The 15,255-nt window shown below is 63.5% G+C and carries 12 protein-coding genes; 6 read left to right on the top strand and 6 right to left on the bottom strand.

Annotated elements, in window-relative coordinates; translation table 11 throughout:
- The first annotated feature begins 370 nt into the window (after positions 1-370).
- Genes L0B83_RS10635 through L0B83_RS10625 form a run of 3 tightly spaced genes read left to right on the top strand, consistent with a single transcriptional unit; the run spans position 371 to position 3,490 of the window.
- A complete protein-coding gene (locus L0B83_RS10635; RefSeq protein WP_234758378.1) occupies positions 371-1,939 on the top strand; it encodes an NCS1 family nucleobase:cation symporter-1 in 1,569 nt (522 codons plus the stop codon).
- Between the two features lie 15 nt (positions 1,940-1,954).
- Positions 1,955-2,707: an aspartate/glutamate racemase family protein gene (locus tag L0B83_RS10630; protein ID WP_234758377.1), complete on the top strand. Its 753-nt coding sequence runs from the start codon at positions 1,955-1,957 to the stop codon at positions 2,705-2,707.
- Positions 2,708-2,725: 18 nt separating this feature from the next.
- Positions 2,726-3,490, top strand: coding sequence for an SDR family oxidoreductase (locus tag L0B83_RS10625; protein ID WP_234758376.1), 765 nt, complete (start codon positions 2,726-2,728; stop codon positions 3,488-3,490).
- Between the two features lie 21 nt (positions 3,491-3,511).
- On the opposite strand, the gene L0B83_RS10620 is transcribed toward L0B83_RS10625, so the two are convergent.
- On the bottom strand, positions 3,512-4,423 hold the full coding sequence (locus L0B83_RS10620; protein WP_234758375.1) for a glutaminase: 912 nt from the start codon (positions 4,421-4,423) through the stop codon (positions 3,512-3,514).
- 216 nt (positions 4,424-4,639) lie between these two features.
- Between L0B83_RS10620 and L0B83_RS10615 the strand changes: the two genes are divergently transcribed.
- Positions 4,640-6,130 (top strand): cation:dicarboxylate symporter family transporter, encoded by a 1,491-nt coding sequence (locus L0B83_RS10615; protein ID WP_234758374.1) that lies wholly within the window; start codon positions 4,640-4,642, stop codon positions 6,128-6,130.
- Positions 6,131-6,292: 162 nt separating this feature from the next.
- On the opposite strand, the gene L0B83_RS10610 is transcribed toward L0B83_RS10615, so the two are convergent.
- The 5 genes from L0B83_RS10610 to L0B83_RS10590 all read right to left on the bottom strand — a co-directional run bounded on the left by L0B83_RS10610 (position 6,293) and on the right by L0B83_RS10590 (position 11,617).
- Positions 6,293-6,928: a GntR family transcriptional regulator gene (locus L0B83_RS10610; protein WP_234758373.1), complete on the bottom strand. Its 636-nt coding sequence runs from the start codon at positions 6,926-6,928 to the stop codon at positions 6,293-6,295.
- A gap of 37 nt (positions 6,929-6,965) precedes the next feature.
- Entirely contained in the window at positions 6,966-8,432 is a 1,467-nt protein-coding gene (gene tcuA, locus L0B83_RS10605; protein ID WP_234758372.1) for an FAD-dependent tricarballylate dehydrogenase TcuA, read from the bottom strand.
- A gap of 101 nt (positions 8,433-8,533) precedes the next feature.
- The gene (locus L0B83_RS10600) at positions 8,534-8,953 is read right to left on the bottom strand and encodes a sterol carrier family protein (protein WP_234758371.1); all 420 of its coding nucleotides are present in this window, start codon (positions 8,951-8,953) and stop codon (positions 8,534-8,536) included.
- 33 nt (positions 8,954-8,986) lie between these two features.
- The gene (locus tag L0B83_RS10595; RefSeq protein ID WP_234758370.1) at positions 8,987-10,003 is read right to left on the bottom strand and encodes an asparaginase; all 1,017 of its coding nucleotides are present in this window, start codon (positions 10,001-10,003) and stop codon (positions 8,987-8,989) included.
- Positions 10,004-10,039: 36 nt separating this feature from the next.
- Positions 10,040-11,617, bottom strand: a complete 1,578-nt coding sequence (locus L0B83_RS10590; RefSeq protein ID WP_234758384.1) for a molybdopterin-dependent oxidoreductase — start codon at positions 11,615-11,617, stop codon at positions 10,040-10,042.
- Positions 11,618-12,999: 1,382 nt separating this feature from the next.
- Here L0B83_RS10590 and purD point away from each other — a divergent pair.
- Both purD and L0B83_RS10580 read left to right on the top strand, forming a co-directional pair.
- Positions 13,000-14,310, top strand: coding sequence for a phosphoribosylamine--glycine ligase (gene purD, locus L0B83_RS10585; RefSeq protein ID WP_234758383.1), 1,311 nt, complete (start codon positions 13,000-13,002; stop codon positions 14,308-14,310).
- A gap of 3 nt (positions 14,311-14,313) precedes the next feature.
- Positions 14,314-15,252 carry a phosphoribosylaminoimidazolesuccinocarboxamide synthase gene (locus tag L0B83_RS10580; RefSeq protein ID WP_234758369.1) on the top strand — a complete coding sequence of 313 codons (939 nt, stop codon included), beginning with the start codon at positions 14,314-14,316 and terminating at the stop codon, positions 15,250-15,252.
- The last annotated feature ends 3 nt before the right edge of the window (positions 15,253-15,255 follow it).

Below are 15,255 nucleotides of genomic sequence, written 5' to 3'. Positions count from 1 at the left end.
GTGTGAGGTCTCTTCTCCTGCAGCCACGTCCAACCTCTCTTCATTGAATGTCTGGGCGCTTGCACTGTGGTGCGCGCTGAAACGTGCATAGAAATTTCGTATTGTGAGAATAAAATTCTGTAATTTGAGATTAGCCACGCCTTTGCAAGGCGTCAATCCGAGGTGGCGGGGGATGGCATGGGCGAGGCTCCACGGCGCCGACGCCACCGTTTGTGACCGCCGTCGGGATCGAAGCCTTGACCCGGAAGTGACCTGGCTCATACAGTTATTTCACTATTCAATAACTAGATTCCATGATGCGAAAAGTTCCACAGCTCTCACGGCGTCTCGGAAGACTAGTTGCAGCACCACAAAGAAGTGGAGATCCACGATGCAATCGACTCCCCCGGTCGGCGTCACAACGGTTCCGGAACAGACCATACTGCCAGGCAGTTCGGTCCATCCGTCAGTAGGAAACGAAACCCTGTGCGATGTAGCGTCCGTCGCAGCAGGCCGCACCATCAGCCCCAGCCTCTATAACCTCGATCTCGCCCCAACCAAGAAGGAGGGCAGACGTTGGACCAGCTACAGCATCTTCACCCTCTGGGCCAACGACGTCCACAGCCTTGGCAACTACGCTTTCGCCATCGGCCTCTTTTCTCTTGGCCTGGGCGGGTGGCAAATCCTGGTGGCCCTCGGCATCGGCGCGGTTTTGCTGTTCACCCTCTTGACCTTCTCCGGTTTCATGGGGCAAAAGACCGGCGTCCCCTTCCCGGTCATGAGCCGGATCAGCTTCGGCATCCGGGGCGCCCAGTTGGCCAGCCTGGTCCGTGGCGCAGTGGCCATCGCGTGGTTCGGCATCCAGACCTACCTTGCCTCCGTGGTGCTCCGCGTCATGCTTGTCGCGATGTTCCCCGGACTTAAGGACATGGATTCCAACTCCGTCCTTGGCCTGTCGACCCTGGGCTGGATCGCGTTCGTTTCGCTCTGGATCGTCCAATTGGTCATCGTCAGCTTCGGCATGGAAATGATCCGCAAGTACGAGGCCTTCGCAGGTCCCATCATTCTTGCCACCATGCTGGCCATTGCCATCTGGGTCTTCGTGGAGGCCGGCGGCGCCATCCAGTGGTCCGGCATCAAGGGCCTCGAAGGAGGGGAGATGTGGCGCACGATCTTTGCCGGCGGCGCCCTCTGGGTCTCCATCTACGGCACGTTCGTCTTGAACTTCTGCGACTTCACACGCTCCTCGGTGTCGAAGAAGTCCATTGTCCGCGGCAACTTCTGGGGCATCCCCATCAACATGCTCCTGTTCGGCTCCATCGTCGTCATCATGGCCGGCGGCCAGTACAAGATCAACGGCAAGATCATTGAAAGCCCCTCCGACATCGTGCAGAGTATCCCCAACACGCTCTTCCTCGTCCTGGCCTGCCTCGCCTTGCTGATCCTGACCATCGCAGTGAACCTCATGGCGAACTTCGTGGCACCCGTCTACGCGCTGACCAACCTCTTCCCCAAACATCTGAACTTCCGCAAGGCGGCCTGGGTCAGCGGTACCATCGGCTTGATCATCCTGCCGTGGAACCTCTACAACAACCCCTTGGTGATCGTGTACTTCCTGGGTGGACTCGGCGCGCTTCTCGGTCCGCTGTTCGGCGTCGTGATGGCCGACTACTGGCTGGTTCGCCGCGGCAAGGTCAACGTCCTCGACCTCTACACGGACACCCCTTCCGGCGCGTACTTCTACAAGCGCGGAGTCAACCCGAGGGCGGTCGCCGCCATGGTTCCGGCCGCCGTCGTCGCCATCCTTATCGCCTTCATCCCGGCCCTGGAAGAAGTGGCCCCTTTCGCCTGGTTCTTCGGCGCCGGCATCGGGGCACTGTGCTACTACTTGCTTGCGGACAAGAAACAGCAGCACCAGGACATCTCCGGCGAGCCGATCGCCGTCGTCAGCAACCACTAGACCCGGGAAGAAGCCATGCGAATCCTCGTCGCAAACGTCAACACCACCCAATCCATGACCGATTCCATCGCGGCCCAGGCGCGCAGCATCGCGGCCCCCGGCACCGAGATCATCGGCATCACCCCGCGGTTCGGGGCCGATTCCTGCGAAGGGAATTTCGAAAGCTACCTCGCCGCCATCGCAGTGATGGACCGCGTGGTCAACTACCCGGAACCGTTCGACGCCGTGATCCAGGCCGGTTATGGCGAGCATGGCCGCGAGGGACTCCAGGAGCTCCTTGACGTGCCTGTGGTGGACATCACCGAGGCAGCTGCCAGCACCGCGATGTTCCTCGGCCACAAATACTCGGTGGTCACTACGCTCGACCGCGCTGTTCCGCTCATCGAAGACCGCCTTAAGCTTGCCGGTCTCGACGACCGTTGCGCCTCGGTCCGCGCCAGCGGCATGGCCGTGCTCGAACTGGAGGAACACCCGGACCGGGCCGTGGAAGCCATCGTGGAACAGGCTGAACGCGCCGTGCGTGACGACAAGGCCGAGGTCATCGTCCTGGGCTGCGGCGGCATGGCCGGGCTCGACGAGCAGATCCGCCAACGTTGCGGAGTGCCGGTAGTCGACGGCGTCGCCGCCGCCGTGACCATCGCCGAGTCGCTCGTCCGCCTGGGACTGTCCACGTCCAAGGTACGGACCTACGCCACTCCGCGACCGAAGACCGTCATAGGCTGGCCCCTGACTGTAACCGATACCGCCACGGCGCCCGCCGCGGGCTAGACAAAGCAGGAGAAGCAAGTGAGCGAAACCATCCCCGCCCGGCCCCGCGTCGCCGTCGTGACGGGGGCGGGGTCCGGGATCGGCCGGGCGGTCGCTCGGCTTTTCCTCGCGGAAGGCTACCGCGTTGCCCTCGCCGGGCGGCGGGAAGCGCAGCTTCTCGAGACGGCTGACGGCCACCCGGAAGCGCTGGCGGTGCCGTGCGATGTGACGGTGCCCGACGACGTCGCGCGGCTTTTCGACGCCGCCCGCCAACGCTGGGGGAGGGTGGACGTCCTCTTCAACAACGCCGGAATCTTCGGTCCGGCCGGCGGTGTGGACGAGATCAGCATGGCCGACTGGAACGCTACGCTCTCTGTGAATGTCACCGGCTCCATGCTGTGCGCGGCCGAGGCTGTGCGGACCATGAAGGCGCAGGAGCCGCAAGGCGGCCGCATCATCAACAATGGCTCCATCTCCGCCCATTCGCCCCGGCCCTTGTCGGTCGCTTACACCGTGAGCAAGCACGCGTTGAGCGGCTTGACCAAGAGCATCGAACTGGACGGACGCGCATTCGGCATCACATGCGGCCAGATCGACATCGGCAACACCCGCACCGAGATCATGGACACCATCGGGGTTGGTTCGGGGGCGCTACAGGCCGATGGAAGCAGGCGCGTGGAGCCGATGTTCCCGGTGGAGGATGCTGCCCGCGCGGTGCTCATGATGGCGGACATGCCGGCGTCGGCCAGTGTTGGCTCGGTGGTGGTCACTGCGGCCGGGATGCCGTTCGTGGGCCGCGGCTAGCGCCCGGGGCGTGGGCCGCGGCTAGAAAATCGACCAGCCTGTGCGTGTGGTGAACTCATCCAGGGCGGCAACGCCCGCCAACGAGTTTCCGGAGCGTCCCAGGCCCGGGCTCCAGACGCAGATGGTGCATTTATTGGGTACCACGGCCACAATCCCGCCACCCACCCCGCTCTTTCCAGGGAGTCCCACGCGATAGGCGAATTCACCGGCAGCGTCGTAGGTGCCGCACGTGAGCATGACGGCGTTGATTCTCTTGGTCTGCGAGGGGGACAGAAGGGCGCTTCCGTCCCCGCGGCGTCCGTTGTTGGCCAGGAACCTGCTCGCAAGGGCTAAATCAGTGCAGCTCATTTCCAGCGCGCACTGGTCAATGTAGGCATCGAGGACCGAGTCCACGGGGTTTTCGAGGTTTCCGTAGCTGGCGAGGAAGTGTGCCAGCGAGGCGTTGCGGTGACTGTTTGCGGCCTCTGAAGCGGCCACCACCGGGTCCGTGTCGATAGAGTTGTTGCCGCTTTCCCGCCGGAGCAACTCCCTGACGGGAGAGTCCAAGTTGCCCGCAATGCTGAGGAGCCTGTCGGTGACAACAAGTGCTCCGGCATTGATGAACGGATTCCGCGGAATGCCGTCCTCGTGTTCCAGCTGTACCAGGGAGTTGAACGGGTTGCCGGAGGGTTCGCGGAACACGCGCTTCCAGATGCCGTCGCCGTCTCCGGCCAGCACCAAGGCAAGGGCGTAGACCTTCGAAATGCTTTGGATCGAGAAAGGCACGTCAGAGTCTCCAGAGGAAAATACCTCGCCGTCCGAGGTCGCCACGGAAATGCCGAACTGCTTGGTATCCACCGCGGCGAGGCTCGGGATGTAATCTGCAGGCGTTCCTTGGCCGAGCAAAGGCTGAACCGTGCCGACGATGTCGTCGAGGAGATTCTGGAGGTCCATGTTTCTTAGTGCCGTCCTTCGGAGTGGCTGGTTGATTTCGATGCCGCTCCACTTTCGCACGCCGCGCTCAATGCCATGAACATTACGCTCACTCTGCGGAATCATTCCACAATACGAAATTTGAATTCCCCCTTGTGGAATGAAGTGATCGGGATTACATTGGAAAGACCCCGAAATCGGGGGCTGTTTGTTCCTCAAACTGATTGGTTCAGATCAATGAAGATCCCAGACTCTGCGGCGCTGAAGGCGAGTTCGGCGCCGCGGAAGAAGAAGCCATTGTACAGGTCGCTCTTCTTCCAAATTCTGATCGCCGTCGTCGCAGGTGTACTCATCGGCCATTTCTGGCCGAACATCGGGTCCGCCCTCCGGCCACTGGGCGATGGTTTCATTCAACTCATCAAGATGATCATCGCGCCGCTGATCTTCCTCGTGATCGTCACGGGCATCTCGGCAGTGGGCGACGTCAAGGCGGTCGGAAGGGTCGGGGTCAAGGCCCTCCTGTACTTCACCGGCGCCACGCTTTTCGCACTCGTTTTCGGGCTGATCGTGGGAAACCTCGTGCAGCCCGGTGCCGGACTGCACATCGATCCGAGCACGCTTTCCCAGGACGCACTTAACGCAAAGACGGGAACCGCGCCGCCCAAGGACGCGGCTTCTTTCCTCCTGGAGATCATCCCCACCTCCGTGATCGGCGCGTTTGCCAGCAACAGCCTCCTGCAGGTCCTGTTCTTCTCGGTCTTCTTCGGAGCGGCGATTGTCGTCATCGGCCGCGAGCGCTGCCTCCCGGTCATCAGCCTCATGGAAACCGTCCTGGAACTGATCTTCAAAATCATGTCCTGGATCATGAAAGTGGCGCCCATCGGTGCCTTCGGTGCCATGGCGTTCATCATCGGCCAGTACGGACTCGACACCCTGGGGACCTATGCGCTCCTGATCGCATCCTGCTACGGTGCGGCCATCGTGTTCATCGGCCTGCTGTTCCTCGTCGCCTGGAGCTTCGCCCGGGTACCCCTATGGCACTTCCTGAAGTACACGCGTGAGGAGTTCCTCCTCGCGCTGGGCACGGCATCCACCGAGGCCGTCATGCCGCGCATCATGACCAAGCTGACCAATGCTGGTTGCTCGCGGGCCACCACCGGCCTGGTGGTCCCGACGGGCTACTCTTTCAACCTCGACGGCGCCGCGATCTACCTTTCGATCTCGCTGTTGTTCCTGGCCCAGGCTTTCGGCCACCACCTTGACCTCGGGCAGCAATTGGCAGCCCTCGGCGTCCTGCTCCTGACCTCGAAGGGCATGGCCGGCGTACCGGGTTCCTCGTTCCTGGCACTCTCGGCCACCGCGGCCGCGCTCGGCATCTTTCCGGTTGCCGGCGTCGCGCTGCTCCTCGGCGCCGACCGCCTTATGGACTCCATGCGCGTCGTGGTGAACCTCCTCGGCAACTGCGTGGCCACATTCGTCGTCGCGAAGTGGGAGGGACAGTTCGACCGTTCCGTCATGGTCCGCGCTTTCAACGGTGAAATCACCAACGAGGATTCCGCCATCATGCTCGGGGCCGAAGACGTCTTCGAGGAACAGGAAATCGAACGCATCAGTGAAGGACGCGAGCCATCGCCGAAATTCCGCCGGGGCGGTCCGAACCCGGACGCCCCGCAGTTCGAGATGATCAAGCCGGGCCAACACCGGGGCCCCTCGGTCAGCCCCGACTGATATGAAATGCGAGGTGGGCCGGGTTCCTTGTGAGCCCGGCCCACCTCTTGCGCCGACCGATGTCCTGCGCCCGACTTTCGGGTTACCTGTTGCGATGGAGTAATGCAGGAACATCGGCCGGCGGGCCTGGTGTGGGGAACGTCCCCGGGTCGTGGGTGCGGGCTACAACGTCGTAGGGTCCGCGGCGTACATCTTCAACCTGATGGCCAAGGCCTCTGACATGTGGCGGGCGGCGACCTGGCCCGCCAACTCGGGGTTGTTCTCCCCAATGGCAGCGAGCAATTCGGCATAGTCAGCCAGAACCACGGGCCATCTGCCGGGGTAGGTCAAAGTGGTGAGGGTGTACCGGCGGACCTGCTGGTCCAGGCGCTCAAGCAGGCTGATAAGCGATGGGCTGTGGGTGGCGTGCCAGAGCTGCGTGTGGAAAGCACGGTTCGTTGCCGCAAGCGTTGGTCCATCATTGATGTCCAGTCCGCGCATCTTCAGCAGCAGCGCGTCGAGCGAGCTCTTGTCCAGGGCCGTTGCCTTGAGGGCAGCTTTGGAGGCGGCAGCCTGTTCAAGGATGATTCTCGACTCGTAGATATCGATGATTTCCTCGGCCGAATGCGTGCGGATCACCACCGCCTTGCCGCGCCTTTCAACGAGCCCGTCCTGTTCCAGCCGCTGCAAGGCTTCCCTTACGGGGGTTCTCGAAGCACCATAGCGCGCGGTGAGCTTGGCCTCCGTGAGCGGCTCGTCAGGGGCGAATACGCTCGCCAAAACGTCGTCGCGCAGCTGCTGATGGATGGGCGTGGTCAACTTCTTCCTCTTTCCGTGTGGTTTCGTCAGCTCGGGCTCAGGCGACGCTGCCGGCCCGTCGTCCGAAGACAGCTCCTGCGGCAAGCCCGGAGCCGCCGGGGTAGTTTCCGCTGAACAATCCGCCCAATGCTTCCCCGCACGCGAAGAGCCCCCCAATCGGCTCGGCGCTTTCGGTCAGCACACGGCCCCAGGTATCAGTCTTCAGGCCTCCGAAGGTGAAGGTGATGCCACAGGTAACGGGGAAGGCGTAGAACGGGCCGGTGGAGATGCTGCGGGCCCAGTTGCTTTTCGGCGGTTGGGTATCCGCCCGGCGGCCGTCCTTGACGTTTGGGTTGAAGGCGGCACCCTCGCTGATGGACCCATTAAAGTTCCTGACAGTCGCTTCGAGGCCCTCGGCACTTATGCCGGCTTTCTCGGCCAGTTCGGCCAAGGTTGGCGCAGTGACCACGGAGACCCCCGGCATGTCGTATTCCTCGCTCCGAAGCATGGGGCGGGACGCAGCATCGTAAATCTGGAAAGCAACCGATCCCGGCTGGGCAAGGATGTCCCGGCCATACCGCGCGTAGGTGTAGTTGCGGTAGTCGGCGCCTTCGTCGACAAACCGCTTGCCCTCGTTGTTCACCACGATCCCGAGCGGGTATCCGCCGCGGGTTAGCTGGTTGGTGAGCTCAAGGTTGCTCTCGTTCTCCGGATGCCACGCGTCCCAGGCCACGCTGTGGCAGCTGGACCAATCGCCGCCCTTGGCCGCGCCTGCGTCCAAGGCGGCAAGGATCATCTCACCGGTGTTGCCGGGGGTGCCGCGCACCTTCGCGTTTTGCCAGCCCTCGCCCAAGTATCGACGTCGGAGCCCAGGTGCGGCTTCAAAGCCGCCGGACGCCAAAATTACCGATTCGGCCCGGAACTCGCCTTCTTCGGAGGAGGTGCGGTAGCGGACTCCGCATACCCGGTTTCTTTCCACGATCAGTCCGGTTGCCGCGCAGCCATAGATAACTTCCACGCCCAGGCGCTTCGCGGCCGCCCGGTGGTCCGCCATGAGCCCTTTGCCGCCGCCGACGTTGCCGACGTGGAGTCCTCCCCAAAAAAGGTAGCCTCCGTCCTCGGTCCGGTATGCCTGCCGCTCGTACATCAAGCGGTATTTGAGGCCCATGCCCTGAAGCCAGCGCAAGGTCGGGTTGCTCTCGTTGACCAGGACCTCTGACAGTTCGGGGTCATTCCGCCCGCCAGAGACCTTCCGCAGATCGGCCAGATATTCGTGAGGGGAGTAGGCGGGAACTTCGCTGACGGCGTGGCGCTCATCAGGTTCTACGAAATCGGTGAGCTCCTCAAGCCCGTTGTGGGAGATGCGGGTGGCGCCGGCGGTGTAGAAGCTGTTGCCGCCCGAAGAGGCCTCCTCGGCCTTTTCAAGCAGCACAACTTTGCGCCCGCGTTCAGCGGCGGCCAGTGCCGCCGCGAATCCCGCGTTGCCGCCCCCAACTACCAAGACGTCGCTTTTGATCATCATCATTCTCCTCAGCTCCATCGCTGCATACGATTGTATACATAGATATGCAAGTGAAGGCAATGCAATATCGGACGTGCTTTATCGACTGCTCGGAGCCGGCTTTCCTAGAACAGCGGCAGTAGCTCCGACAAGTCCGCCCGCAGCCCCGAAGCGGCAACCCGGCCGGCGTCGACGGCGTCAGCCCACGGTAAACTGCCGGTCACCATTTCAAGCCAGGTGGCGGCGTCGCACTCTATGACGTTGGGCGGCGTGCCGCGCGTGTGCCGGGGACCCTCCACGCACTGGGTGACGCCGAAGGGCGGCACCCTGACTTCAACGGAGTTGCCGGGGGCGCGGGCGGTGAGTTCCTCCAGGGAGTAGCGGACGGCGGTAGCCAGCACAGTGCGTGACGGCGGTGGTCCAGTCACCGTCCCTTGTTCTGCACTGCCCCGCCGTTCTGCACTGCCCTGGCCGACGGCGGCCTGCCACGCGACGAGTGCCGCGCGGCCCTCCTCGAGGTCGATCCGGCGTCGTGCAATAGCCATGGTTCGCAATTCCAATCAGTCCAGCAACTACAATCAGTCCAGCAGAGCCGAAACAGCGTGGCCCAAGCGGATCCTTCCGACCGACTGGCCACCACCAAGGACCGGTTCCACCACTTTTTCCAGGACGCTTGCGACACCGGGAATGTCGACGGCGCCGGCAACCGCGAGGAGCGTGAGCCCAACCAGGGTGGCTGCCCGGGGGTTCCCGTCCAGGATCTTGACTGCTGCTGCCGCTCCCGTGGGGGTTGCCAGGACCAGGACGCCTTCAGCTCCGCCCTTGGCAAGCACTTCGAGTTCGTCCATGACGATGGTGTTCGCCTGGCCGCGGCCCTGCACCGCCCACGGGTAGTCCAACATGGACGTGGTGATGGTGGCCGCGCGGGCGTTGGAGTTCTGGTCCCACGGGGCCTGCGCCAGGCGCGAGTAGGCCCGGGCCAGCCCGGTCAGGGAAAGCGCGGCCACGGGTGCCCCGCAACCATCAATGCCAAGGTGGGCGATCTTCTCGGCGCTGTATTCCTCGATCACGGTCCGCACGCGATGTTGCAACGGATGGTTGGGCTCCAGGTAGCTGTGGGTGTCCCAGCCGTTCTCGGTGCAGGCCCAGAGGAACGCGGCGTGCTTGCCTGAACAGATGGACGCCAGCTTGGATTTGCCGTGCTCGGAGCGGACCAACCAATTGCGTGCAACTTCGTCCTGTGGCCATGCCGAGGGGCACTGCAGCTGTTCTTCGCGGACGCCGGCGGATTTCAGCATGCCCTCCACCACGTCCATGTGATCCAGCGAGCCCACATGGCTGGCACACGCCAAAGCTACCTGGGCGCCGCGCAGTGGCACGCCCGACTGCATTGCCGCGAGGGCTTGGAAAGGCTTGAGTGCGGAGCGGGCATAGATGGGCGAAGTGATGTCGCCGAGCTCGGTCACCACGGACCCGTCACCGGAAAGCACCACCGCAGAGCCGATGTGGCGCGATTCGATGAAGCCGCTGCGTTCGATCACTGCCAGTTCGACGGCGGACTCAACGCTAAAGGTTTCGTGCGAACTCAGGGGCATGATGCCAGTCTAGGGTGAAGGAACCGTCTTCCCGGGCTACTCCACGGTCACCATGACGGATTGCCAACCCGAGGCGCCGTCAGGCACCGGATCCGCCCGCTTTTCGGTCTGCAATTCGCCGGTTCCGTCCGTGGCACGGACCTTGATGTAGTGGGGTCCCGGAGTGGCGTCCCAGTCGAATGACCACTGCCGCCACGTGACAACAGATGCTTCCGCCGCAAGGGTGGCTTCGGACCAGGGGCCGTTGTCTATCTGGACCTCCACCTTCTTGATCCCGCGCGTCTGGGCCCACGCCGTGCCGCCCAAGGCAACCTTGCCGGCGGGCACCCTGGCGAACGACTTGGGAACTTCCAGCCGGGCCATGGTCTTGATGGGACCCCGCTCGGACCAGCCGCGGGTGGTCCAGTAGGCCTTCTTGTCGGCGAACCGCGTGACTTCGAGGTCCACCACCCATTTGGTCGCGGATACGAAGCCGTAAAGACCGGGAACCACCATGCGTACGGGGTAGCCGTGTTCCAGGGGGAGGGGCTCGTCGTTCATTCCGATGGCCAGGATGGCGTCCCTGCCGTCCTGGAGGACCTCCAACGGAGTGGAGGCGCTGAAGCCGTCGACCGATGTGGAGAGGACCATGTCCGCCCCGGGTTTGGGTCGGGCTTGTTTGAGAGCGTCACGGATGGGCATGCCCAACCATTTGGCGTTGCCGGCCAGGTTTCCGCCCACCGGGTTGGATACACAGGTGAGCGACACGTGCGTTTCGATCAGTTGGGCATCGAGCAGATCCTGGAAGGTCAGCCGGACCTCTTGTTCCACCAGCCCGTGGATCCGCAGTTCCCAGTCTTGGGCGTTGATTTCCGGCACGCTCAAGGCGGTGTCGATCCGGTAGAAATCCTTGGACGGGGTGAGCCAAGGTGTGACACCCGGCGTCGGGGACTGGACGCCTGCGGGAACGGGAGCCGCCGCCCGGGCGGGAGCGGGGAGTTTCAACGAATCCCGCGCCTTGGCCACACTGCTGCGCGCCGCGCTCAGGAAGCGACCGCCGCCGGCTGCGATGGCGGCCGCGGCCACAGCGATACCGGTGGCGGCGAAGAAAGTTCGGCGCGTTGTCGCCGGACGCTCGATGCCTTTGGCGGCGGTATCGGCAGGGGCGTCGGGGAAGGACTTCAGCTGCCAGAGCCTGGCCACCAGGAGGCGGAGGACCACGAGTCCGGCAAGAGTGCCAATCAGGCTTGGCACGGAATCCACGGGCTTCACGCTGGCGCGGGTCACTACGGATGCCACGATCACCGCACCCATGCCGAGGACACCCACCACGCCGAGCGCCCAATTGCGGAAGGCCACAACGCCCAGCACGCAAGCGAGAACGAAAATGGTCAGGCCCATGCCCACAAACAGCGCCGCTTTGTCATTCGTGCCGAACGTGGTCACGGCAAAGTCCTTCATCCACGGCGGCGTGAAATCGATAAACGTCGATCCCAGCGCAATGACAGGAGTCGCCCGGGCCGTAAAGAAAGCGCCGATCAGTTCCGCGACGGAAAGTACGACGGCGGCAGCGGCCACCCCGGCCAGTGCGGCCAATGCGGTGGGTCCCCCGAGCCAGTTCCTGAGCTTCTTCATGCAGGTTGTTCGTTGCCGGAGGCCCGGGAGATGGGTGGACATGCCCACTCCTGGAGCGCAGGGGTGGACATGCTCGCTGGTTGCGCCCCCGGTGTGGGGATTGGACATGCCCCGCGTTGGTGCTCAGGAGTGGGCATATCAGGGTTATGTCCAGTGCTCAGGCTCAGGGGTGGGCATTTCAGTGTTGTCCAGTGCTCATGCTCAGGGGTGGGCATGCTCAATGCTGGTGCGCGGAGTGGGGTTTGGACATGTCCTGCGTTGGTGCTCAGGAGTGGGCATATCAGTGTTATGTCCAGTGCTCAGGCTCAGGGGTGGGCATTTCCGTGTTGTCCAGTGCTCATGCTCAGGGGTGGGCATGCTCATTGCTGGTGCGCGGAGTGGGGTTTGGACATGCCCTGCGTTGGTGCTCAGGAGTGGCCATATCAGTGTTATGTCCAGTGCTCAGGCTCAGGGGTGGGCATGCTCAATGCTGGTGCGCGGAGTGGGGTTTGGACATGTCCTGCGGAGGTGCTCAGGAGTGGGCATATCAGTGTTATGTCCAGTGCTCAGGCTCAGGGGTGGGCATGCTCAATGCTGGTGCGCGGAGTGGGGTTTGGACATGTCCTGCGGAGGTGCTCAGGAGTGGGCATATCAGTGTTATGTCCAGTGCTCAGGCTCAGGTGTGGGCATGCTCACTGCTGGTGCGCGGTGTGGGGTTTGGACATGCCCCGCGTTGGTGCTCAGGAGTGGGCATATCAGTGTTATGTCCGTTGCTTGCGGCCAGGGCTGGGTATGCTCAATGCTGGCGCGCGGGCTCAGGGGTGGGCATGCTCAATGCTGGTGCTCGGAGTGGGGATCGGGCATGCTCTGTGTGGGTGCTCAGGAGTGGGCATATCAGAGTTATGTCCGTTGCTCTGGCTGAAAGCTGGGCATGCTCAATGCTGGTGCGCGGAGTGGGGTTTGGACCTGTCCTGCGTTGGTGCTCAGGAGTGGGCATATCAGGGTTATGTCCGTTGCTTGCGGCCAGGGCTGGGTATGCTCAAGGCTGGCGCGCGGGCTCAGGGGTGGGCATGCTCAATGCTGGTGCTCGGAGTGGGGATCGGGCATGCTCTGTGTGGGTGCTCAGGAGTGGGCATATCAGTGTTATGTCCGTTGCTCTGGCTGATAGCTGGGCATGCTCAATGCTGGTGCTCGGAGTGGGGATCGGGCATGCTCTGAGTGGGTGCTCAGGAGTGGGCATATCAGTGTTATGTCCGTTGCTCTGGCTGAAAGCTGGGCATGCTCAATGCTGGTGCGCGGGAAGAGTGGGCATGCTCGCTGCCGGCGCCTCGGGAAGGGCGGGCATGTCCAGTGGTGGAGACTTCTTAGGAGTCCTGCCCGCGCACAAAGTACCCTTGAAGACTGTGAAGGTACTCGTCATTGGCCCCGGCGGCCGCGAACACGCAATTGTCCGCTCCTTGCTCAAAGATCCCAACGTCTCCGAGGTCCACGCGGCTCCGGGGAATGCAGGCATCGCCAAGCTTGTCCCCACGTATGCAATCGACGGTAACAACCCGGGTGCGGTCGCCGCGCTTGCGACCAAGTTGGCAGTTGACCTGGTTGTGGTCGGCCCTGAAGCGCCACTGGCGGCCGGCGTTTCCGACGCCGTGCGGGAAACCGGTATTCCGGTCTTCGGGCCCAGCAAAGCCGCGGCGCAGCTCGAAGCCTCCAAAGCGTTCGCCAAGGAGGTCATGGCGGAGGCGGGCGTCCCCACCGCCATGGCCCGGGTGGCAACGAACGCCGCAGAGGCCGCTGACGCGCTGGACACTTTCGGCGCTCCCCATGTTGTCAAGGATGACGGACTGGCCGCCGGCAAGGGCGTCGTGGTCACCAATGACCGCGAGGAAGCGCTCGCCCATGCCCAGTCTTGTTTCGATGCCGGCGGAACCGTGGTGATCGAGGAGTTCTTGGACGGACCCGAGGTCTCACTCTTCGTGCTGTGCGACGGCCGCACCACCGTGCCGCTGTCGCCGGCACAGGACTTCAAGCGGATTTTTGACAACGACGAAGGTCCCAATACGGGCGGCATGGGCGCCTACTCCCCGCTCGACTGGGCGCCTGAAGGCCTGGTCCAGGAAGTCATCGACCGCGTGGCACAGCCCACCGTGGACGAGATGACCAGCCGCGGAACGCCGTTCGTCGGTGTCCTCTACTGCGGCTTGGCACTGACGTCCCGCGGCACGCGCGTCATCGAATTCAACGTCCGGTTCGGCGATCCCGAAACCCAAGCGGTCCTGGCCCGGCTCAAGACCCCGCTCGGCGCCCTCTTGCTGGCAGCCGCCAAGGGCGAACTTGACCAGGCCGAAGAGCTGCGCTGGGCTAGGGAGCCGGCGGTCGCCGTCGTCGTCGCCGCCGAAAACTACCCAGACACCCCCCGCACCGGGGACCGCATCCGCGGCCTCAACAAGGTTGACGCGCTGGAAGGGGTCCACGTTATCCACGCCGCCACCAAACTGGACGAAGAAGGCAAGCTTGTCTCCGCCGGGGGCCGCGTGCTGGCAGTTGTCGCACTGGGGACAGACCTCGTGGAGGCGCGCGAGCGGGCTTACGACGGCGTGGAACTGGTCCAGCTCGACGGCGGACAGTTCCGCACCGATATCGCCGGCAAGGCAGCCCGCGGCGAGATCCACGTGGTCTCCCCGGCCACCGGCTCCGTCCCGAATGTGAAGGCCTGAACCATGCCCGAAACCAACGCAAACGGCCTGCAGACCGAAACCCTCGACCTCCCGGGATGGAAGCACTTCTACTCGGGCAAGGTGCGCGACCTTTACGTTCCTGCGGATGATGACCTCGGCGGGGCCGAATCCCGCGAGAACCACGTCCTGGTGGTGGCCAGCGACCGCATTAGCGCCTACGACCACGTGTTAAGCAGCGAGATTCCGGACAAGGGACGGATCCTCACGCAGCTGAGCTTGTGGTGGTTCGAGCAGCTTGGCGTGGAGCACCACGTCCTCGCGTCCACTGCTGCTGAGGGTGTGCCCGCGGAAGTTGAGGGCCGCGCCATGATCTGCAAGCGCTTGGAGATGTTCCCCGTGGAATGCATCGCCCGCGGGTACCTCACAGGTTCCGGCTTGGCCGAGTACCGCCAGTCGGGCACTGTCTGCGACATTCCCTTGCCCGAAGGCCTCGTTGACGGCTCGCGCCTCGAACACGCCATCTTCACTCCTTCCGCCAAGGCTGAAGTCGGCGAGCATGACGAGAACATCACTTACGACGACGTCGTCGCGATCGTGGGCGACGACATCGCCGCCCGCCTGAGCGAACTCACGTTGAAGATCTACACCCGTGCGGAAGAGATCGCCCGTGGCCGCGGGATCATCCTGGCCGACACGAAGGTCGAATTCGGCATCGACGTCAATACCGGTGTCATCACCCTGGGCGATGAGGTGCTGACGCCGGATTCCTCGCGCTTCTGGGACGCTGCCACCTACGAGCCTGGCAAGGCGCAGCCGTCCTTCGACAAGCAGTTTGTGCGTGACTGGCTGACCTCCGCGGAGTCGGGCTGGGACCGCTCGGGTGACGCCCCGCCGCCCGCGCTGCCGGCCGACGTCGTCGAGAAGACGCGTGCCCGCTACGTCGAAGCCTACGAGAAGCTGACCGGGCGAACCTTCGCCTGAGGG

This window comes from Arthrobacter alkaliphilus (assembly GCF_021483235.1).
Taxonomy (GTDB): Bacteria; Actinomycetota; Actinomycetes; order Actinomycetales; family Micrococcaceae; genus Arthrobacter; species Arthrobacter alkaliphilus.
The sequence above is the reverse complement of the archived record's forward strand: the minus strand, read 5'-3'. Positions and strand labels throughout refer to the sequence as shown.

Excerpts from the sequence above, each read along its gene's own strand:
- L0B83_RS10635 (WP_234758378.1), top strand. The coding sequence starts at position 371 with ATGCAATCGACTCCCCCGGTCGGCGTCACAACGGTTCCGGAACAGACC.
- L0B83_RS10630 (WP_234758377.1), top strand. The coding sequence starts at position 1,955 with ATGCGAATCCTCGTCGCAAACGTCAACACCACCCAATCCATGACCGAT.
- L0B83_RS10620 (WP_234758375.1), bottom strand. The coding sequence starts at position 4,423 with ATGGACCTCCAGAATCTCCTCGACGACATCGTCGGCACGGTTCAGCCT.
- L0B83_RS10615 (WP_234758374.1), top strand. The coding sequence starts at position 4,640 with ATGAAGATCCCAGACTCTGCGGCGCTGAAGGCGAGTTCGGCGCCGCGG.
- tcuA (WP_234758372.1), bottom strand. The coding sequence starts at position 8,432 with ATGATGATGATCAAAAGCGACGTCTTGGTAGTTGGGGGCGGCAACGCG.
- L0B83_RS10600 (WP_234758371.1), bottom strand. The coding sequence starts at position 8,953 with ATGGCTATTGCACGACGCCGGATCGACCTCGAGGAGGGCCGCGCGGCA.
- L0B83_RS10595 (WP_234758370.1), bottom strand. The coding sequence starts at position 10,003 with ATGCCCCTGAGTTCGCACGAAACCTTTAGCGTTGAGTCCGCCGTCGAA.
- L0B83_RS10590 (WP_234758384.1), bottom strand. The coding sequence starts at position 11,617 with ATGAAGAAGCTCAGGAACTGGCTCGGGGGACCCACCGCATTGGCCGCA.
- L0B83_RS10580 (WP_234758369.1), top strand. The coding sequence starts at position 14,314 with ATGCCCGAAACCAACGCAAACGGCCTGCAGACCGAAACCCTCGACCTC.